Genomic DNA, 20,608 nt, shown 5'->3' with positions numbered 1-20,608 from the left:
AATCGATGATCATAGAATCAGTGAACACTGAATCAACGACCACAGAGCCCTGTCGTTGCAGCTGGGTTGATTTAACTAAACCCGATTACGTTGCCTACCATGACACTGAGTGGGGCGTGCCGGTATATGACGATACAAAGCTGTTTGAGTTTTTAACCCTGGAAGCAGCACAGGCCGGGCTTAGCTGGTATACGGTATTAAAAAAACGTGATCATTACCGGGCTGCTTTTGCCAACTTTGACCCGGTTAAAGTGGCCGCCTTCGATGAGGCTAAAGCCGCTGAATTGCTGCAAAATCCGGGGATTATCCGTAACCGCTTAAAAATAGCGGCCGCTATTAATAATGCTGCCCGCTTTCTGGAAATACAGGCCGAGTTTGACAGTTTCAGCGCTTATCAGTGGCGCTTTGTTAATGGCAAACCACAGCAAAACAGTATTAGCAGTGCCGCAGATTTTCGCGCCACCAGCCCGGAATCCGATGCGTTTAGCAAAGATTTAAAAAAACGCGGTTTTAAGTTTGTCGGCTCAACCATTATTTATGCCCATATGCAGGCCTGCGGCATGGTCAATGATCATCATAACGGCTGTTTTCGCAAAGCACAGCTAAGCAGCAGCTAACCCTTAACCCAGAGCCGGGAGCTCATACCTCATAATTCATAACCCTCAGGCTGGCGCTGCAAATTTTACGTCTGGCGACGGTAATATCTTCAGTAGCAGGCTCAGCTGTGCGGCTTGCTATACCGGTATTGCGCTTACGATTTTTAGCTATCTTCCTGATCTGTTTTATTTTTTTCTTTATCTTTATTACAGGCATAAAACCTGCAACAAGCTTACACGCTTACTTGTTTTCGCTACTGGCAGGAGGTGCTGAATGACCACCAAAAATCAATTCTCAATGCAGGATCCCCGCAAACAATATACTACCGGTAACACTGAGCATGACCCTTCACAGCCCGACCCGGGACTTGACGCTAAACTGAGCCCGACGGCAGACCATGGTGAAGACAGCTATCAGGGCAGTGGCCGGCTACTGGGTCGCAAGGCGCTGATTACCGGTGGTGATTCCGGTATTGGTCGGGCGGTGGCTATTGCCTTCGCCCGCGAAGGCGCAGATGTGGTAATTAATTATCTGCCAGACGAACAGACTGATGGCGAAACCACGTTAAAACTGCTGCAAAAAGCCGGGGTAAATGCATATGCGGTACCCGGCGATATTGCCGATGAAGCCTTTTGTAAAAAGCTGGTGGCCGAGACAATCAGCAAGCTTGGCAGCATTGATATTCTGGTCAATAACGCCGGGAAGCAGCAGTTTGAGGCAGAGCTGGCAGATTTAAGCAGCGAGCAATTTCAGCAAACCTTTACCACCAATGTGTTTGCCATGTTCTGGATAACGAAAGCCGCTGTGCCGCATATGCCAGCCGGCGCCAGCATTATTAATACCACCTCTATTCAGTCTTATCAGCCATCAGCAGGTTTGCTGGATTACGCCTCTACCAAGGGCGCCATTACCAGTTTTACTAAAGCATTAGCCAAAATGCTGATCGACAAAGGCATCAGAGTTAATGGGGTAGCACCGGGGCCCATCTGGACGCCGCTGCAGCAAAGTGGTGGTCAGCCGCCGGAAAAGCTGAAAAATTTTGGCAAACATGTGCCAATGGGCCGCCCCGGCCAGCCGGCTGAGCTGGCGCCGGCTTATGTTTTTCTGGCCTCGCAGGAATCCAGTTATCTGACTGCCGAAGTAATTGGGGTGACCGGTGGAGAACATTTACCTTGAGCGCCCCGATGCAAGATACCAGCGCTGAACCGGTTAGCTCGCCGCTCGGTACCATTAACCAGCATTTTCATCAATGTTATGCCAGGCGCAAACAGGATTTCAAAGATAAGATAAGCCGGGGTGAAGTATTACTGATTATCCGGATGGATAGCCGGCTGGTGGCCAGCTGCGGTGATGACATTCAGGAGCTACCGGTAAATGGTGAGACTTATCATCAGTGCAAAGCGTTAGCCCATAGCACTCTGGCAGCCTATTACACGTTACTGCACTCGCCGCCAGAGCAGGCTGTCTCATTGTTAAAAGACTGGTTACCACAACTAAAAAGTGAGGCGGCGCCTGAGCTGGCCAGCATTATTGCCGCCCACATTCGCCAGCTTGTTGACGATGTTACAAAGCACAGCACCGTTAGCCACTTGCAGATCCAGCACTTTGCCAAAACGCTGGAGCCGGTATTTGCCAGGTTACTTGCGCTCAGTGCTGAAGATGAGGTTAAACAATTGCATCGTCAGTTAACCAGGCTGACCAGCAACTATGATATCCCCACTTCAGATAGCTTTTTTATTGTATTTGGCGGTCCGCAGGCCCGCTCGCGCGAGCTGGCCAAACTGGTTTTTACCAAATGGTGTGACGAGTCAGATGATTTGCTGGCAGATAGCCGCCACCATGTCCGCTATGTTGAAAATGCCACGACAATTGCCGATGCGACCGAGCTGGTTGCAACCCTGATGGCCGATCGGGAACTGGCACAAACCTTTCTGGGCCGAGCCGAGGGGCTGGAGCAGGATGTGCTCGGTAAAGCGGCCGAACAAGCGCTTGCGCGTTGCTGGCCTGAAGCAAAGCCGTTGCGCCGCTAGTGCCGGATTATTTCACCTTAAATTTGGCTTTTTTCAGCGGAGCAGTTTTGTTGTTACCGAGTACCAGTTCGGCCGGTATAGTAAAAGAGAAGCTACTGCCCCGCCCAGGTTCGCTGAAAATCATCAGTTGGCTGTTATGGCGCGACAACACATGTTTAACAATGGCCAGGCCAAGGCCGGTGCCGCCGGTGTTGCGTGCCCGGGCCTGATCCACCCGGTAAAACCGCTCGGTTAAACGTTTAACATGATGCGGTGCGATGCCCTCCCCGGTATCATTTACCGCAAATACTGCTCGTTGATGCTGGCGCTGCCAGCTGACCGTGATGTCGCCACCGGCCGGGGTATATTTGATAGCATTGGTTACCAGGTTATTAAAAGCGCTACGCAGCTCTTCGGTAACGCCGGTCACTTTTAAATCCGCTTCAATATTAAAGCTGATATTGTGCTGCTTTTCATGGTTCAGTGCCTCGGCTTCCTGCTCCAGAGTCGCCAGCATAGCCGGCACATCCACCTCATCGTCAAACTGAACCCGGGCAGAGGCTTCAATTCGCGACAAGGTCAGCAGTTGCTGCACCAAACCGTCCATCCGCCGGGTTTGCTCCAGCATCACGGTATGCGCTTTTTGCCACATGGCAGGATCAGGTAACCGCTCAGCGTCTATTACTTCCAGATAGCCCTGCAGCACGGTTAACGGTGTGCGAAGTTCATGCGAGACGTTGGCAACAAAGTCTTTGCGAATTTGTTCCAGCTGCTTTAACTGGGTAATGTCGCGGATAATCAGCAGGTACTGCTCGCTGCCATAGGGCATCATTTTACATTCCAGCACCAGGGTGTTATTGCCGCTGGCACTGATTTCCAGTGGCTGCTGAAACTGCTTCTGCTTTAAGAAACTCTGAAATTCAGGATTACGCACCAGGTTATCAATCCGCTGGCCTTCGTCACTGGGCCAGCGCAGCCCGACCAGCATCTGAGCCAGCTTATTACACCAGACAATGGTCCAGTCACTGGTCAGCACTACTACCGCCTCGGGTAAGGCTTCTGCACCATCCCGGAAGCGCCGTACCAGGGTACGTAGCTCTTTGCGTTTTCTGCGTTCGCGCCGTTGCTGATAGTAAATGCCATCGAAAATTTGTTGCCAGAAGCCTTTGCCTTCCGGCGGGGTCAGTTTACGATCGTGCCACAACCATTTAGTGATTAAAAACAAATGGTTATAATTAGATCCCAGCAAATAAAAGCTCAGCAGTAGCATAAACAACATGCTCTGGCCGAAAGGCCAGCCCACTAGCCCCGCCAGGGAATAAAAAAGGAAGACTTTCGCGAAAATCTTCCCTTTAGAAAGCTGTGGCCGCATAAAACCTACTTAGCAGAAAAGCGATAGCCTGAGCCCCGCACAGTTTGCACCAGCTTATCATGCCCTGCGATAGAAATCGCTTTACGCAAGCGCCGAATATGCACATCGACCGTGCGGTCTTCCACGTAAACATTGGTACCCCAGACATGGTCCAGCAACTGCTCACGGCTGTATACCCGCTCCTGATGCGTCATAAAGAAATGCAGTAACCGAAACTCGGTCGGCCCCATATCCAGCGGCTCCTGCTCTGCCATCACCCGGTGTGCTACCGGGTCCAGTTTCAGGCCCTGCACTTCAATCACTTCATCCAGGCTGGTTGGCGATACCCGGCGGATCACCGCTTTTATCCGGGCCATCAGCTCTTTCGGTGAAAACGGCTTGGTCACATAGTCATCGGCGCCAACTTCCAGGCCGCGTACTTTGTCTTCTTCTTCACCGCGGGCGGTGATCATAATAATCGGGATATTACGGGTCAGATCATGCTGCTTCATTTTCTTGGCAAACTGAATACCGCTGCCACCCGGGATCATCCAGTCCAGCAAGACTAAATCCGGATAGGGTTCAATCAGCTGATTGACCGCACTGGGGAAATCTTCAGCAGTGATAGCCTGATAACCATTTTGTTCCAGTACAAAACATAACATATCGCGGATCGGGGCTTCATCTTCCACCACCAGGATCTTTCTTGCCATAGGGTTCACCACATTCTGTTAGCCGGCAACACTACCGGACGGTTCTAACTGTCTCTGCTACCTAGTATTACTGCAGTTTATGACATTTTTATGAAAACACGAGGTTAATCTTAGCTAACCCGGAAACCGTCAGCCAAAAACACAACTAAATAACAATTGTCACAATATTAAAACCTTAGGCTGCTCACCATTACATGACAGTAAAATGAATTTTTTTTGACAAACCTGATGCCACACCAGAGACCGCCACACGTTGCTGCCACTGTAACCCAGGCGTCGCATTTATGTAATAAAAGCGTCATTCAGCTGCTGTAGGGTGCCTGCAACTTAATTGGCAACACCGATAACAACTCAACGGAGAGATGGTAATGGCATTACGCAAACTGTTAAAACTAAGCGCAATCGCGTCAGCGTTAATACTGGCTGGCTGCGGCGGCGATTTAGTCGTTAATACTGGTGTCAATGATAACGGCGGCGGCAATGGCGGCGGTGGCGGTAACCCGCCACCAGTGGTATCAGACTGTCCGGCATTTGCCACCGAAGGCGATAGCCTGGCCGGTGTTAATTTGCCAGTGTGTGAAATCAGCGGCACCATTACCAGCGACACCCGCCTGAGCAATGATATTGCATGGTCACTAAGCGGCAAAGTTACTGTCGGTAACGATAACGCTGACAGTGCCACCCTGACTATTGAACCTGGCACCTTTGTTTTCGGTAAAAGCGGTGCCGATTATCTGGTAGTAGCCCGCGGCTCGAAAATCCAGGCAGTAGGTACAGTCGACGCGCCCATTGTTATGACCTCCGTTAACGACATGCTGGGCTTATCAGATAACGAGTCATCAGCAGAATGGGGCGGCCTGGTATTACTGGGTAACGCACCAAGCAACAAATGCGACCAGGCTGCACTGGCCAGTTGTGAAATTCAGGCAGAAGGTGAAGCCGGCCCATACGGCGGTGCCGATCCGGAAGATGACAGCGGCGCTCTTAAATACGTGCAGGTACGCTATGCCGGTTTCGAGGTTATCCCGGACAACGAACTAAACGGTATTACCTTTGCTGGCGTCGGCCGTGGTACTGAGGTTGAATATATTCAGGTACATAACAACCTGGATGACGGTGTAGAGTTTTTCGGCGGTACCGTAGACGCCAAATACGTCGTGCTAACCGGCAACCGCGATGACTCTTTAGATTGGGCAGATGGCTGGAGTGGCCGGATGCAGCACGTTTTAGTACGTCATAACCCGAACGATACCAAAGCTAACCGCGGTATTGAAGCCGACAACCAGTCCGGTAACTTTACCGCTGAACCGGTATCGAAGCCACGGATTGCCAACATGACCATCATCGGCAATAACTTCGATGGTGAAGATGACTCAGAAGGCGTGTTACTGCGCGCCGGTACGGCCGGTGAGCTATACAACTTTATTGTCACCGGCCCGGCGGGCATGGGTGAATGTTTTGAAGTTAACTCTGCTGAGTCAGTAACCAACACTGGCAATGGCGAAATTATCTTCCGCAACTCAATTCTGGATTGTGCAGAGCCGACCAAAAACTCGACAGATGACGCCGGTAACGTCACGCTGGATGCCAACGCCTGGTTCCGTGCTCAGCCCGGCAACATTATTGGTGACGCCTTATTAGGTGGCTATATCCCTGCGCCGAATTCACCGGCCCTGGGTAACGGCTACAACGTCGCAAACAACGTTGACAGCTGGTTTGACAATGTTGATTACATTGGCGCCTTTGACGGTGAAGAAGACTGGACAGTAGGCTGGACGGTCGGGCTGCACCCGGAAGATGACTTAGCCGCCTGCCCTGCCGGCACCAGCGAAGTTAACAGCTTATCAGGTCGCTTAAACTGTCAGTTAACCGGTGACATTACAGCCAACGTGACCCTGGCGGCCGGCGCTGACTATGTATTAAGTGGCCGGGTACGGATTGGTGTGGACAAAACTACTGCCGCCACCCTGACTGTTGAACCCGGTGTGCGGATTTACGGTAAATCAGGTGCCGACTTCCTGGTGGTTACCCGGGGCTCAAAAATTGAAGCTAACGGCACCGCCGCCAACCCTATCGTCATGACCTCAGTGCAGGACATTATCGGCTCGCCAACCGCTGCCGGTCAGTGGGGTGGCTTAGTACTACTGGGTAACGCGCCGAGCAACAAATGTAATCAGGCAGATTTAGCCAGCTGCGAAATTCAGGCAGAAGGCGAAGCCGGCCCCTACGGTGGTGCCAATGCCACTGATAACAGCGGTACCTTAAATTATGTGGTGGTTAAGCATGCTGGTTTTGAAGTTATCCCGGATAACGAACTGAACGGCATCACCTTTGCTGGCGTCGGTTCAGGCACAAAATGTTCCAATATCCAGGTACACCAGAACGTGGATGATGGTATCGAAATGTTCGGCGGTAGCGTCAGCTGTAAAAACGTGGTGTTAACTGCTAACGGCGACGACTCAGTAGACTGGGCAGATGGCTGGAACGGCAAACTGCAATTCGTGCTGGTAAAACACGCTGCCGATGGCGCCAAGGCTAACCGCGGCATTGAAGCCGATAACCAGTCTGGCAACTTCACTGCCACGCCGGTATCCAATCCTACTGTTGCTAACCTGACCATTATCGGTAACAGCTTTGACGGTGACGACGATTCAGAAGGCGTATTACTGCGCGCTGGTACTAACGCACAGCTGGCTAACTTTGTTATCACCGGACCAGAGACCATGGGCGAATGTCTGGAATTTGATTCAAACGAAACCAAAGCCCTGGCAGCAGCCGGTTCATTAACCATGACCCACTCGGTCATTGCCTGTGCCGAGCCATTCAAAGGCGACCTGGGCAACGGTACCACCACTGAACAGTGGTTCCTGGCTCAGCAAGGCAATAGTGTGGCAGCTAATCAGGCTGCGGTATTAGACGGAATCTTTACCATCGATGCCACCGCCCCGAAAGATATGTCTGCCGTTGACAGCTTCTTCGAAGCCGTTGATTTTATCGGTGCAGTTGAAGCCGGCAATGACTGGACAGCTGGCTGGACAGTTGGCTTGGAAGACTAAGCAAATCGGCACTGCCGGGGCAACCCGGCAGTGCCTTTTCTTATTCAGACATTCGATATACCAAGACTAGTAACCGTTTTAAGCTGATAGGACAACGTTCAGATGAGCAGCATTCAAAAATTTAGTTTCAGCCGTGTTGGTCGCAGCGTTTTGCTGGCCTTAGGCACGACCACTGCGATGATGTCGTTAAATACCATTGCACAAGAAACGCCAGAACCCACTCAAGCCGGGCAGGAAGATGTCGAACGTATTTCTGTCTCCGGCCGCCTGATGAGCTCTGCTGCCTCTGCTGCTGCAGAACGTCGTGAGCAAGCCTATGTAGCAGAAGTACTCGGTATGGAGCAAATTTCCCGCGCCGGCGACAGCAATGCTGCAGCCGCCCTGCGCAGGGTTACCGGCTTAACCCTGGTAAAAGATAAATTTATTTATGTGCGTGGTTTAGGTGAGCGTTATTCCAGTACCTTATTAAATGGCGCCATGGTGCCAAGCCCGGACCCAACCCGCAACGTTATTCCGCTGGACATGTTTCCGGCCGGTATTATTGAAAGCCTGGTGGTGCAGAAAGCCTATTCACCGGAGCTGCCGGCAGCTTTTGGTGGTGGTAATGTTAATATCCGCACCACTGCTATTCCACTGCAAACCAGTTTTAATGTCTCAGTCGGCGCCGGCTATAACAGCCTGAACAGCGATGATGGCTTTGACTATGTCGGTGGTGGTGATGACTGGCGCGGTAAAGACGATGGTCAGCGCAGTATTTCGCCGGCACTGGCTTTTGCCCAGCAACAATATGGTGTTCTGACGCCGGTTAACATCGCTGAAGCCTTAGGCGGCATTAATGCCACCACGCTGGCCCAGGCAGAAACCATAGTGCGAGAGCTGGGTACCGCCTTTAATCGCGATATTGATATCAGCCGCACCACGGTAAAGCCTGACTTTGATGCCAGCGCTTCTTTTGGCACCCGCTTTGATCTGGCCAAAAATGTGGTATTCGGAGTAATGACCGGCCTTAGCTACGACCGTTCCACTCAAAACATTGACGAGCGCGAGCGCTATTACTCAGTATCAGGCAGTAATCTGGTGCCGCTGAATCGGTACGACGATATTAAAGGTACTGAACATCAGATGAAACTGTCGGGAATGCTGAATTTCGGTTTAGAGCTGGGGGTTGATCACCGGCTGGAAACCTCAACCATCTATCTTAGCGACACCAAAGACGAAATTAAGATTAAAAACGGCGACAGTATCGAAACCATTAACGAGACTAACCGTTCTAATACCGATACCAGCATTCTGTATGAAGAGCGTACCATGCTGAGTAATCAGTTGCGGGGCAAGCATAACTTCCCATACTTAATGGATTTAGCGCTGGACTGGCAATACACCGATGCCAAAGCACGCCGCAATGCGCCCGGTGAAGTGGAATATCGATACCTGAACGAAACCCAGGACGATGGTTCGGTATTTTCATTTCTGCGCCGCAATCAGAATGCAGTCAATTACAGTTTCAGTGATATGAAAGATAACACTGAAAACCTGAGCTGGAATGTGATGCTACCGCTAACATTCGGTAAAGCAGAAATGACCTTCAGCGGTGGTTACAGTTACTTTGAGCGTAGCCGTAATGCCCAGACCGACCGCTTTAACTTTGATACCGTAGGCTATAGCCTTGAGCAACTGTCAGGCAGCTTCTCGGAAATCTTCTCTGACAGCAATATTTTAAACCCGGCGAACGGCTTTAAAATTTCTAACGTTACTACCCAGGCCGATGACTATCTGGCTGCGCAAATGATTGATGCCGGCTATGGGGCCCTGGAAATTAACTACGATTACATGTTCCGGTTAAACATTGGCGTGCGCTATGAAGATTTTAAACAGATTTCATTGCCACTTACTGCCGATGGCACTGTCAGTGGTACCGTTACTGACTCTGTGTTACTGGAAGATGGCTTTTACCCGGCATTGTCATTAACCTGGTTTGTCAATGATGACCTGCAGGCCCGCTTTGGCTACAGCAAAACTTTGGTACGCCCCGATTTACGGGAAGTAACACCGGTATTGTACGTTGACCCGTTAACCGACTTTAAAGTAACCGGTTTTGCCGGCCTGAAGAGCACCGACATCGGCAGTTTTGATGCCCGCTTAGAATGGTACTACGACAGCAGCAACTACAGCTTTGGTTTGTTTTATAAGGACCTGGAAAACCCGATTGAAGCTATCGAACTATCGGGCTCTGATGGCAACTTGCTGATGTCATTCCGTAACGCCCAAAGTGGTAAGGTGTATGGTGCGGAAGCTGAGTTTTTACAGCAACTGGATATGTTTAGCGGCGAATTCGGTAAATTTGCCAATAACTTTTTTGTCGCCGGCAACCTGACGGTCAGTGAATCTGAAATCAGCATTCAACCGTTTCCGGGTGCGGATTTAACCAACCTGACGCGGGGCTTAAGCGGCCATTCCAAGTATGTTGCTAACCTGCAACTGGGCTTTGACTCTGACAATAACCAGCATAATGCCACCCTTACCTATAACGTATTCGGTAAGCGGATAGCCTTTGCTGGGGTTAACGACAAAGACGATGCCTTTGAGCAGCCTTTTAATTCACTGGATTTCACCTATGGTTTCACGCCGCTGGAGAATATGACCGTAAAACTGGGCTTGAAAAACTTACTGGATGAAGAAGTGGAAATTTTGCAGCAGGGTGAAATTCTGCAGCAGCGCACTGAAGGCCAGAGCTACAGTTTAAGCTTCTCTTATAAATACTAGCAATTTGAACGTTAAAAGCCACCGTATAACTACGGTGGCTTTTTTGTTGCTTTTAAAAATAATATTTAACGCCAAACATACTGACTAAAGGGTCAATTTTAACTCTAACTTGCTGTATCGCTGCATTATTTAATCTCACTTCTGCATCAGTTTCGATATCGATCATGCTAAGCATAAGATGTACTCCCCATTGCTGGTTTATCCGCCAGTCAAAGCCGGCCTGATAAGCTAAACCCAGGCTGCCTTCCAAATTCAGAGATAAATTGTCTTGTGCATTTGCAACGCCAAGATCAGTCAGCGCCTGGCGTAAATCAGCAGAAATAGACTCCTGAAAGAAATGAGTATAATTAATGCCGACACCGATAAAGGGCATAAAATCAGTAGTTGAGGTTAGCGGATAAAAACGGGCAAATACTGTAGGGGGTAAGTGTTTTGTATTACCAATTTCCAGACCATCTATCGCTGAACCCGCAACATGGATATTGTGCGAAAATGGGGTGGCCGCAACCACGCTGGCTGACCAGTATCGATTAAAAGCATAATCAACTGTAATGCCAAGCTGAGTGTTATCATTTACCGTGACTGAGGTAGAACCTACAGGCAGTGCTGCCACTTGCTCAACCACATTAAGGTTACTGCTACTGGCATCTGGAGCCACCGTAATTGGGCCAACGTTTACTGACCACTGTGCCTGAGCGTTAAAAACAGAAAAGCCAACAACAAAGGCAATCAACGTTTTAGTGCTTTTATTCATAATTCTTTCTCAGATAAATTAAAAAAACCCCCTTTTCATCAAAAAAAGGGGGGGACAGGTCAGTTTGCCGAGTATGGCAGTGACGAGTGATGGAGAACTATTCGCAACGAACCATCAGCGGCTTTTTTAAAGCCCCAGGTTTTATCTACTGTGGTTTTATTGCCTGATCGGTCAGTAACATGAACATGGCCCATGGTCAGGGCCACGTCGCCATTGATATAGACTGCAGCATTGTTAAAGGCATATTCCTTCCATCCTTTTAAAGCGAAACCTGAATCCTGAGCAAAGTTTTTGTCGTCAGCTACAAAGTAAGATAACGCACCGTCATAAGTTGTCCGGAATGTCTGCTCGCCATTTGCCAGGGTGGGCTTGAATAATACCGCGCCTAAGTTGTAGCCGTATGCATTGTCCAACACTTTTTTAGCCACAGATTTAGCCGCCTTTACTCCACCCGCCTCGTGGGCATTGCTGATATTAATCAATGCATTACCCCAAGCTTGCTGGGCAGCCTTAACTTCGTCAAGAGTAATATTGTTGTTGACAATCTTTTCGGCGTGAACCAGGGAAGACATTAAAACAGCAGCGGCGCACAGTGATAGTTTTGTTAAAGTGAATTTCATATAAACCTCTACGTTATTTAATCAGCGAGGTCATTATTACTCTGTGGTGCGGCATTCTTCTTTACAATAAGATTAACGAACGCCATGCCTTATCATTAACAGAACATGACAATAGTGTGCAGCAACGCTGCACTATTGGATTGCAGCATCCGGAGCAACATCATTCAGACTGTAACCATGCCCCCTATATGTGTGGATGTACTTTTTCGTGTAGTCTTCATCAATTTTTCTACGCAGGCGCCTGACATAAACATCGACTACGTTGGTTAAAGGATCAGTATTCATTCCCCATACGTTAGCGAGAATACGCTCACGGCTAAACACCTTCCCAGGTTGAGACATTAAAAAATCCAGCATCTGCAACTCTTTTGCTGTTAACTTGATGATCTTGCCTGACCGGCTAACCTGCAACGCGGATTTGTCATATGCCAGCTCACCAAAATGAACAATATTATCAACTTGCGCGAATTGATCTCTTTTAGACAATACGTGAATTCTTGCCAGCAACTCTTCAAATGCAAATGGCTTACCCAGGTAATCGTCCGCACCACTGTTTAGCCCCAACACTCGGTCCTGCACTTCATTCAGCGCTGATAAAATCAGAATTTTGGCTTTTATTCCTCTGGCTCGCATCCGACTACAGAGTTCTATACCATCAATATTGGGTAGCATTCTATCCAAAATAATTACCGCGGGTTGAACTTGCAGTACCAGGTCAATAGCACCCTTGCCATCAGCACAGGTTTGAACCAGAAACCCTTCACTTTTCAAGCCTCGTTCAAGAAAGCTCGCAACCCGGACATCATCTTCAATAATGACAATACTCATGTGGACATGCCCTCGATGCTGATTTTAATGCTGACAGTAGTACCTTGATGCAAACGGCTTTCTAATTGAATCAGTCCCTTGTGCTGCTCTATCAGATACTTTACCAGCGAAAGGCCAATTCCCAAGCCATCAGGCCGGAGTTTTCTGGCATTATCTGCCCGATAATACCGGTCGAATACGTTACCAAGCTCATAATCCGCTATGCCAATACCATAATCTGTAATACTACATTCAAATTGATTATCTTTGATGCATACAACCATATCTAACGCGGAGTTAGCAGGCGAGTACCGCAACGCATTGTCAAACAGAATTTGCCACGCTTGTAATAATTTTCCAACGTCTGCTTGAATGCTATGGTCTGACATTTCTATTGCATCGTCAAAATGCAGACGTAATTCCCTACCCTGAACTTTCGACTCTCTGCGGACTTGACCAACCAGCTGAGTCGCAACCTCAACCAGCGGCACTGACTTTACATCGAGCAGCGCCATACTATTCTCGCCACGAATTAACATGAGCAAATCATCAATTCTGCCCGATAGTGCGGCGCCAGCATCGAGAATACGCCTTAGCGTCTCTTTATATTCTTCTGCTGATTTCTCTTTACCTCTGAGTCCTATTTCTGCCTCACCACGAATTGCGGTTGCCGGCGTACGCAATTCATGACTCACGTCAGCAAAAAATTGCTTTTGTTGCGCCTCAGCATGCTTTAACTGCTCCAATGCATGCTTAAGCTGTGCGGTGCGGGACGACACTTCCTGCTCTACTTCAAGGGTATGCCGCAGCTCTGCTTGCCTTGCTTGTTCCAGTGCTGCAGACATAGTGTTAAAACTTGTCGCAACATTTCTGAATTCTTTGTCATCCAACTCGGCTATCCGGTGAGTAAAATTACCTGACGCTACAGCCGAGGTACCCTCAAGTAAACGAGTAATCGGTGAATACAGCGCCCTTAACAAAAGCACCGCGAGCAAAACTGCGGTTAGGCTGCCAAATACGGCCAGCGACAGTACAATAGTTCTTACTTTTGACAGCGCGTCAACCGCCGCTGACTCTGCTTTAGATGCCCGTTGCCGCTGCAGTTCTATCGCTTCGGCAATAAGGCTTTTTAAATCCAGCCCCTCTAATTTATCAAAAGTTTGGATCAGTAATCGCCATATCTCTGCTTCACTTAGGGTAATCGACTCTTTATCCAATAAACTTCGTTTTAACGCAAAAATGTTAGTTTCAAGAATAGAGAGTGCCCTGACCTGCTTGTTAACTTCCTGATGATCCTGCTCGCTATCTGACAATTGTTGGTCATTAACCAATAGCGTTTGTAAGTTGCTGAGAATTAGCTCCATTTGTGCCATCAATCGGTCACGCTCGGCCAGTGGAGCATCATTAGTAAGTAAGTATTGTGCCAGCCAAACCTTCAAACGCTGTTTATCCGCACCCAGGGCAATAAACTCTGCCAACATCTGGTTTGATACTCTGCCGCGTTCAACATGATAAGCGGCAATACCAGAGGTCCAGAAAGCAGCAACGGCCTGAACAATACAAAACATAACCAGTAAGCCAAAAGAAAGTAGTAAACGGTTTCGGTACATCGAGCTTATACTCCGGATAAACTTTTTTATTGTTGGAAGTTATACGTCAGGTAAATGATTAAAGATGAAAAAAACCCGGTTTAAACCGGGTTTTTCTGAATAGTTAATGTTTTAAAAGTGATATTGAGCCCTAACTCCAAAACCTATAGGCTCCTCATTGATACCTGAAGCTGTATCAACATCAGTATACACAATATTACTCATAAAACGAATATTACTACTTAAGTAATAGTTAACGCCAACGGTCAGATTTTTCTGCTCGCCACCCATAACAACACCGTCATTAAGGTCAGTAACAGAGTATCTGGCGGCAACTTCAATTGCGCCTTTTGCTGAGCTTGGTTTAATACCACTGAATGAGCCGTTTTTGTATGAACGCGATTCTCCAGTTATCACATAACTTGCCTGCATGTGGTATCCGCTAAAGCTAAGATCCTGCACTGCAGAGGATGTATTCACTGATAATGCTTCAGCTTCAAATGACCACGCGCCATTAATTGCTGCAAACTCCAGTCCGGTAGTGATCAGATTATCAACGTTATTGAGCGTTCCGGTGTCGATAAGACGAATGGCCGGATCAATTCTTAACTCAGGGCGGTCCCGAAAACGCAAGCTGTTATAGTCGCCTAAATCCTGATACACCACTGCCGCACCAAAGTGGTACTGAATATTATCGATTTTGGGGTGATAAACCAGACGTTGCGCCAGGCCCATGCTGTCGTCCTTTCCAGCATCGCTTTCAGTATTCATGGTTCTGCCAAAAGCCATCGAGCCTGAAGTAATATCACCAAAGGTTTTATCAAAACGAACGCCTAACTTACGGTCAGGCGTAATCACTGTTGAACCACTTGCCCGCTCCATAAAAGTCATAGAGTTTGAACTCGTCAGGGTATTAAGGCTAAACGGCAACCGTTGGTGGCCTATAGTCAATGAACCACCGGCGAATTTTGTCCGCAGGTTTACATCGGTAGCACTCGCGTCACCACCTTCAGCAAAATCATATTCGATGACAAAGCGCCAATCTGATGAGAAATTACCTTGTAATCCCATGCGGCCCCGACGAACATTAACGCCATTACCAAATTCTGTTTGGTCATCATTGACAAACCCAGCATCGAGGTGCAGGCGACCTCGTGGTTCTACTTCAATATCTGCCGCCAGAACGTTTCCGGCAATTGAGGCCGAAAGTATCGCAACAGTGATTTTGCTCATTGAGTTCATTACTATTCCTTTTGAAGGTTAAAGATGTAACTAATGTTTACCGAGAGAGTATATTTCAGCTTAATGACACTTTAATGACAGCGTGGCATTTTTATGACGCTAAAATGATGTTTTTATGACTGTCTATACACAGCATGCTACTACCATCACTATAGGAAGTATTAATCAGTTTAGTCAGATAGCCAAGTCTATAATAAAATAACAGAAAGGGAGCGAATGCTCCCTTTTTTAGCGCTTTTGACATCGCAACGATCTCAACCGTAGCGCCCGGTAATATAATCTTCAGTTCGCTTATTAATAGGGTTGGTAAAGACTTCGTTGGTGGCACCAATTTCAATTAAGTCACCGAGGTGAAAAAAGGCAGTACGGTCTGACACCCGCGCGGCCTGCTGCATATTGTGGGTAACTATTACAATAGTAAAGTTTTGTTTTAACTCGTCAATCAGCTCTTCGATAATCGAAGTCGCGATAGGGTCCAGTGCTGAACACGGCTCATCCATCAAAATAACATCGGGGCTGACGGCAATACTGCGGGCAATACATAACCGTTGTTGCTGGCCACCGGATAAGCCGGTGCCAGGCTGATCCAGCCGATCTTTCACTTCATTCCATAAGCCGGCGCGGCGTAAACTGGACTCGACCACATCGTCCAGTTCTGATTTACGGCTGGCCAGGCCGTGCAGGCGCGGACCGTAAGCAATATTCTCATAAATCGATTTTGGAAACGGGTTTGGCTTTTGAAATACCATTCCTACTTGCGCCCGCAATTGCACCACATCCAGCGACGGGTCATAAATATCCCGACCATCCATTTTAATACTGCCGGTTACCCGGCAAATATCAATGGTGTCATTCATCCGGTTCAGACAACGTAAAAACGTTGACTTGCCGCAACCTGAAGGGCCGATAAAGGCAATAACTTCGTTTTCTATTACATCCAGATCAACACCATGGATAGCTTCATTGTCGCCGTAAAAAACTCTGACATCACGCGCTGTCATTTTTACCTTGCCAATGCTGTTTGTCTCAATTGCTGTCATCGCTAAATCCGCCGTAGTTACCACTTATTCAGTTAATTTGCTCGAGTTGGCTGCGCTGCGCGTCAGACCTACCAGCGTTTTTCATATTTTTTACGCAGCCAGATGGCCAGCCCGTTTAATGTCAACATTAACGCCAGCAATACGATAATAGCAGCGGAAGTACGGGCTTCAAAAAAGTTACGAAGCTCATTGCCCTGCCACAAATATATTTGTACTGGTAACGCTGTCGACTGCTCGAACGGGCCGGCCGGTATTTGTGCGACAAAAGACTTCATGCCAATAAGTAATAATGGTGCTGTTTCACCTAAAGCCTGTGCCACGCCTATGATGGCGCCGGTTAGAATGCCCGGGATAGCCAGTGGCAACACATGATGAAAAACTGCCTGCATTTTAGACGCCCCCAACCCCAGTGCCGCCTGGCGGATTGACGGTGGTATGGCTTTAAGGGTCGAGCGAGTCGCGATTATTACAGTAGGTAAGGTCATTAAGCTCAATACCAGGCCGCCAACTATCGGTGCCGACATCGGCAGTTTGAACCAACCAATAAAGACCGATGCGCCCAATAAACCGAACACGATAGACGGTACCGCCGCCAGGTTATTAATATTAACTTCGACTAAGTCAGTAAGCTTGTTTTTTGGCGCAAACTCTTCCAGATAAATCGCGGCTGCTACGCCCATTGGCACAGCCAGAAAAATCACTACCAGCATCATATATAGCGAACCGACGAAGGCACCCGCCAGGCCGGCAGATGCGGGCGAACTGCGGGAGTCGGGATTCATAAACAAGGCAAAACTGAAGCGATTTTCAATAACGCCCTGCGCTGACAGCATTTCAACCCATTGCCGCACCTTCGGGCTTAGCTGCTGCTGCGAGTCAGGCAGACTGCGATCAATGTTGCCTTTTAACCAGACGTCTATATTTGCGTCAGTTAGCAAATGCACCGTTTTGGTCTGGCCGATGATATCGGGGTTTTCTATTACCATATCGCGCACGGCGTAGCGCTCACCTGAGGTCACTATCCGCGCTGCGTCACGACGATACTCACGTGATTTAGCTTCCGGCAACACCTGATACAAGCCTTCCAGAATTAAGCGGTTAAAGTTAACCATACCGACTTCAGTTTGCCATTCAATAAAACGCTGCCGAAATTCATTATCTGTTTCATCGCCACCTTGCACTGGTTTTTCGCTGACACTAATGACGGCAGGGTCGAAATAAATATCAAGCGTAATATGCGCCTGCCAGAATGCGGGCACACCTTTGGCAAAAATATTAACAAACAAAATAGCGACCAGGATCAGGCTAATAATGACAGCCCCCAGCCCAGCGCCTTTAAACAGCTTTTCCTGACGGTGCCGCCGAGCCAGTGACGCCGCCACCTGTTGCTGGGTTTTACTCAGTAACACCGGTTCAACAGCGACATCTTGGTCGGTGGAGCTCAGTTTGTTATCAGTCATAAGTTACTCGTATTGTTCCCGATATTTACGCACAACAACCAGCGCTACAACATTCAGCAGCAAGGTAATGACAAACAGGGTTAATCCCAATGCAAAAGCGACCAGGGTCTGAGGACTGGCAAAGTCATTGTCACCGGTTAACTGGTTAACAATCGATACCGTTATCGTTGACACGGCTTCAAACGGATTGGCGGTTAATGTCGGGCTGTTACCCGCCGCCAGCACCACAATCATGGTTTCACCAATAGCCCGACTGGCAGCAAGCAGCACCGCCCCCACTATGCCTGGCAGCGCAGCAGGAAGCACCACTTTGCGAATGGTTTCCGATTTCGTCGCCCCCAGGCCAAGCGATGCATCCCGAAGCGCCTTAGGCACCTGAGTAATAATGTCATCAGAGAGCGATGAGATAAAAGGTACAATCATAATGCCCATTACCACACCGGCTGTCAGTGCAGACGTCGCCCGGATAGTCAGGCCAATACTGGCGCCAAAATCGGCTAAAAATGGCCCCACCGTTACCAGTGCGAAGAAGCCGTAAACAATAGTGGGAATACCAGCAAGCACTTCAATAATGGGTTTCGCCGTCGCGCGAAAGCTGGCCGGTGCATATTCTGCCAGGTAAATCGCCACCATTAAACCAAGGGGAATTGCGACCAGCAACGCGATACCCGCAATCATCATCGTACCTGAAAGCAACGGCAGCAAGCCAAAACTTCCCTGACTTCCGGTCAGTGAACCTTCAGCGACGCCTGTCGTCGAAAAGCGTGGGTTCCAGGTAGTGCCAAGGAAAAAATCTGCTGGCGGTATAAAACTGAAGAACTTGATGGTTTCACCCACCATTGATAGCACAATGCCGATAGTGGTTAAAATGGCAACAGTGGAGCAGATTATAAGCACGGCTTTAACGGTGCGTTCGATCTGATGGCGCGCCCGCAAATGAGGCTGAATGAGTTTAAAACTGAAAAACAAACCCGCTGCGGCTATCGCTGCCATCAGACCCGTTAACAGTAACGCACTACTCGTTTGTAATTGTTGCATATACGCAGCAGCGGCCAGCTCCCACTGCTCAGCCTCTGCCACCACACCAAAATTAGTAGCAAGATTGCTGATCCGGCGCATAATCACATCGGCAGTTAACCCTTCTGCGGCTAACGCTTCTGCAGGCAACTGGGCGGCCACCATACCGTTTATCACCCCAGGGGACAAAAGTGTCCACAGTACCAGAATGAAAAACGCCGGGATAACGGCCCACAAGCCGACCATCATGCCGTAATGATGCGGTCTGGAGTGCATTTTTTGCTGCGGGTTAACTATCGCAACCTTGCGACTGCGCACCATGCCAAGCTGATAGCCTATAGCCATCAATGCCAGCAGCAGTACAATTAACGAAAAATTACTCATGGTTGCTCCATTCGCCAATCCGGATTATCCCACAGGGATAAATACTTCTTAAATAAGCCGCGCCAGCTTAACGCGCCTATATTGCAGTTTTATTACAGCCACTGTCATATTACTGAAATAGAAAAAGAGGACCGCATGGTCCTCTTGCTTCTTTTAGCTTACTAAAACAGTTATAGCGACTTTTTAGCGCGAATGTTAGCAATAATGGTGGCGCGCTCGTCATCATCAAGTGGAATTAAGCCTGCCATTTCCAGCGGACTACCAAAGCCTGAAGCCGCATCAGAGACGAAGTATTCAGCGAATTCTTTCAAGCCCGGAATAACGCCGATATGCTCGCCTTTTACGTAGAAAAACAGCGGACGTGAAACCGGGTACGTGCCAGCGATGATATTGTTTACGGTCGGTTCAACACCGCTTACTGTTGCTACCTTTATCCGGTCACGGTTTGCTTCATAAAAGCTTAAACCAAACACGCCCAGGGCATTCTTCTGTGCCTGCAGCCGGGCCAATGTCTCAGTATAGTCACCGGCAATTTCCACTACGCTGCCATCGGTACGCATCGCTAAACAAAAATTGTTTTGCTCCGCTTTTGGCAGTGCCTGCACTTCTGCAAACGTTTTACAGCCATCCAGAATAACTTTTTCTTCGTAAACTTCACGGGTACCATGGTTTGAACCCGGAATAGCTAGCAAAATGGCCTGATCTGGTAAAGACTTATCAATTTGCTGCCAGTTAGTGTAAGGGTTGGCAACCATTTTGCCGTTTTGCGGCACCTGAGCAGCCTGGGCCAGAAACACGTGTTCTGGCTTTAATTTAAAGATGCCTGCATCAATCCGTGACGCGAACACGATACCATCGTAACCAATTTTCACTTCGATAATGTTGTTAACGCCATTGGCATTACACGCTTCTACTTCAGCCGGACGAATAGCCCGTGAAGAGTTAGCAATATCAATGGTGTTGGTGCCAACACCCTGACAAAATTGACGTAAACCACCTGAAGAGCCACCGGAACCGACTACAGGAGTGCGGAACTGCGCAAAATTATTGCCAAATTCTTCAGCAGCGATAGAAGCAAACGGCAGCACAGTAGACGAGCCAGCCACCTGCACAGTGTCACGATTTGCCTGAGCTTGCCCAGCAAACGCCAGGCTGACGGCAGAAGCAACAATCAGTTTAGTAAGCTTATTCATTTTCATTTGATCG

At 48.6% G+C, this 20,608-nt stretch carries 16 protein-coding genes; 5 read left to right on the top strand and 11 right to left on the bottom strand.

Annotated elements, in window-relative coordinates; translation table 11 throughout:
* Positions 1–5: 5 nt before the first annotated feature.
* From B2Q61_RS03325 to B2Q61_RS03315, 3 genes are all read left to right on the top strand, one after another.
* Positions 6–617: a DNA-3-methyladenine glycosylase I gene (locus B2Q61_RS03325; protein ID WP_290621370.1), complete on the top strand. Its 612-nt coding sequence runs from the start codon at positions 6–8 to the stop codon at positions 615–617.
* Positions 618–870: 253 nt separating this feature from the next.
* The gene (locus B2Q61_RS03320) at positions 871–1,773 is read left to right on the top strand and encodes an SDR family oxidoreductase (protein WP_290621369.1); all 903 of its coding nucleotides are present in this window, start codon (positions 871–873) and stop codon (positions 1,771–1,773) included.
* 8 nt (positions 1,774–1,781) lie between these two features.
* Positions 1,782–2,627: a hypothetical protein gene (locus B2Q61_RS03315; protein WP_290621368.1), complete on the top strand. Its 846-nt coding sequence runs from the start codon at positions 1,782–1,784 to the stop codon at positions 2,625–2,627.
* A 7-nt stretch (positions 2,628–2,634) separates the two neighbouring features.
* On the opposite strand, the gene phoR is transcribed toward B2Q61_RS03315, so the two are convergent.
* A complete protein-coding gene (gene phoR / locus B2Q61_RS03310; RefSeq protein WP_290621367.1) occupies positions 2,635–3,978 on the bottom strand; it encodes a phosphate regulon sensor histidine kinase PhoR in 1,344 nt (447 codons plus the stop codon).
* A 5-nt stretch (positions 3,979–3,983) separates the two neighbouring features.
* Positions 3,984–4,670 (bottom strand): phosphate regulon transcriptional regulator PhoB, encoded by a 687-nt coding sequence (gene phoB, locus B2Q61_RS03305; protein WP_290621366.1) that lies wholly within the window; start codon positions 4,668–4,670, stop codon positions 3,984–3,986.
* A 368-nt stretch (positions 4,671–5,038) separates the two neighbouring features.
* On the opposite strand from phoB, the gene B2Q61_RS03300 reads away from it, so the two are divergent.
* Together B2Q61_RS03300 and B2Q61_RS03295 are read left to right on the top strand one after the other, a co-directional pair.
* Positions 5,039–7,726 carry a hypothetical protein gene (locus tag B2Q61_RS03300; RefSeq protein WP_290621365.1) on the top strand — a complete coding sequence of 896 codons (2,688 nt, stop codon included), beginning with the start codon at positions 5,039–5,041 and terminating at the stop codon, positions 7,724–7,726.
* 102 nt (positions 7,727–7,828) lie between these two features.
* The gene (locus tag B2Q61_RS03295; RefSeq protein WP_290621364.1) at positions 7,829–10,489 is read left to right on the top strand and encodes a TonB-dependent receptor domain-containing protein; all 2,661 of its coding nucleotides are present in this window, start codon (positions 7,829–7,831) and stop codon (positions 10,487–10,489) included.
* A 52-nt stretch (positions 10,490–10,541) separates the two neighbouring features.
* Here B2Q61_RS03295 and B2Q61_RS03290 read toward each other — a convergent pair whose 3' ends face one another.
* The 9 genes from B2Q61_RS03290 to B2Q61_RS03250 form a co-directional block, all read right to left on the bottom strand.
* Entirely contained in the window at positions 10,542–11,243 is a 702-nt protein-coding gene (locus tag B2Q61_RS03290; protein ID WP_019676526.1) for an OmpW/AlkL family protein, read from the bottom strand.
* Between the two features lie 59 nt (positions 11,244–11,302).
* A complete protein-coding gene (locus B2Q61_RS03285) occupies positions 11,303–11,863 on the bottom strand; it encodes a hypothetical protein (RefSeq protein WP_019676527.1) in 561 nt (186 codons plus the stop codon).
* 132 nt (positions 11,864–11,995) lie between these two features.
* Positions 11,996–12,691 carry a response regulator transcription factor gene (locus B2Q61_RS03280; protein WP_019676528.1) on the bottom strand — a complete coding sequence of 232 codons (696 nt, stop codon included), beginning with the start codon at positions 12,689–12,691 and terminating at the stop codon, positions 11,996–11,998.
* A complete protein-coding gene (locus B2Q61_RS03275) occupies positions 12,688–14,280 on the bottom strand; it encodes a sensor histidine kinase (protein WP_019676529.1) in 1,593 nt (530 codons plus the stop codon). Before B2Q61_RS03275 ends, B2Q61_RS03280 begins: the two co-directional genes overlap by 4 nt.
* 111 nt (positions 14,281–14,391) lie before the next feature.
* The gene (locus B2Q61_RS03270) at positions 14,392–15,501 is read right to left on the bottom strand and encodes an OprO/OprP family phosphate-selective porin (protein WP_019676530.1); all 1,110 of its coding nucleotides are present in this window, start codon (positions 15,499–15,501) and stop codon (positions 14,392–14,394) included.
* A gap of 254 nt (positions 15,502–15,755) precedes the next feature.
* Entirely contained in the window at positions 15,756–16,541 is a 786-nt protein-coding gene (gene pstB / locus B2Q61_RS03265; RefSeq protein ID WP_290621363.1) for a phosphate ABC transporter ATP-binding protein PstB, read from the bottom strand.
* A 68-nt stretch (positions 16,542–16,609) separates the two neighbouring features.
* Positions 16,610–18,001 (bottom strand): phosphate ABC transporter permease PstA, encoded by a 1,392-nt coding sequence (gene pstA / locus B2Q61_RS03260; protein WP_290621362.1) that lies wholly within the window; start codon positions 17,999–18,001, stop codon positions 16,610–16,612.
* Positions 18,002–18,004: 3 nt separating this feature from the next.
* Positions 18,005–19,402, bottom strand: a complete 1,398-nt coding sequence (gene pstC / locus B2Q61_RS03255) for a phosphate ABC transporter permease subunit PstC (RefSeq protein ID WP_290621361.1) — start codon at positions 19,400–19,402, stop codon at positions 18,005–18,007.
* 170 nt (positions 19,403–19,572) lie between these two features.
* A complete protein-coding gene (locus B2Q61_RS03250; protein ID WP_290621360.1) occupies positions 19,573–20,601 on the bottom strand; it encodes a substrate-binding domain-containing protein in 1,029 nt (342 codons plus the stop codon).
* Positions 20,602–20,608: the final 7 nt, after the last annotated feature.

Origin of the sequence: Arsukibacterium sp. UBA5043 (assembly GCA_002415085.1) — a bacterium.
In the GTDB taxonomy this organism is placed as follows: domain Bacteria; phylum Pseudomonadota; class Gammaproteobacteria; order Enterobacterales; family Alteromonadaceae; genus Alishewanella.
The sequence above is the reverse complement of the archived record's forward strand: the minus strand, read 5'-3'. Positions and strand labels throughout refer to the sequence as shown.

Bases quoted from the DNA above. Each gene is read 5' to 3' on its own strand.
- B2Q61_RS03325 (WP_290621370.1), top strand. From the start codon at position 6: ATGATCATAGAATCAGTGAACACTGAATCAACGACCACAGAGCCCTGT.
- B2Q61_RS03320 (WP_290621369.1), top strand. From the start codon at position 871: ATGACCACCAAAAATCAATTCTCAATGCAGGATCCCCGCAAACAATAT.
- B2Q61_RS03315 (WP_290621368.1), top strand. From the start codon at position 1,782: ATGCAAGATACCAGCGCTGAACCGGTTAGCTCGCCGCTCGGTACCATT.
- phoR (WP_290621367.1), bottom strand. From the start codon at position 3,978: ATGCGGCCACAGCTTTCTAAAGGGAAGATTTTCGCGAAAGTCTTCCTT.
- phoB (WP_290621366.1), bottom strand. From the start codon at position 4,670: ATGGCAAGAAAGATCCTGGTGGTGGAAGATGAAGCCCCGATCCGCGAT.
- B2Q61_RS03300 (WP_290621365.1), top strand. From the start codon at position 5,039: ATGGCATTACGCAAACTGTTAAAACTAAGCGCAATCGCGTCAGCGTTA.
- B2Q61_RS03295 (WP_290621364.1), top strand. From the start codon at position 7,829: ATGAGCAGCATTCAAAAATTTAGTTTCAGCCGTGTTGGTCGCAGCGTT.
- B2Q61_RS03290 (WP_019676526.1), bottom strand. From the start codon at position 11,243: ATGAATAAAAGCACTAAAACGTTGATTGCCTTTGTTGTTGGCTTTTCT.
- B2Q61_RS03285 (WP_019676527.1), bottom strand. From the start codon at position 11,863: ATGAAATTCACTTTAACAAAACTATCACTGTGCGCCGCTGCTGTTTTA.
- B2Q61_RS03280 (WP_019676528.1), bottom strand. From the start codon at position 12,691: ATGAGTATTGTCATTATTGAAGATGATGTCCGGGTTGCGAGCTTTCTT.
- B2Q61_RS03275 (WP_019676529.1), bottom strand. From the start codon at position 14,280: ATGTACCGAAACCGTTTACTACTTTCTTTTGGCTTACTGGTTATGTTT.
- B2Q61_RS03270 (WP_019676530.1), bottom strand. From the start codon at position 15,501: ATGAACTCAATGAGCAAAATCACTGTTGCGATACTTTCGGCCTCAATT.
- pstB (WP_290621363.1), bottom strand. From the start codon at position 16,541: ATGACAGCAATTGAGACAAACAGCATTGGCAAGGTAAAAATGACAGCG.
- pstA (WP_290621362.1), bottom strand. From the start codon at position 18,001: ATGACTGATAACAAACTGAGCTCCACCGACCAAGATGTCGCTGTTGAA.
- pstC (WP_290621361.1), bottom strand. From the start codon at position 19,402: ATGAGTAATTTTTCGTTAATTGTACTGCTGCTGGCATTGATGGCTATA.
- B2Q61_RS03250 (WP_290621360.1), bottom strand. From the start codon at position 20,601: ATGAAAATGAATAAGCTTACTAAACTGATTGTTGCTTCTGCCGTCAGC.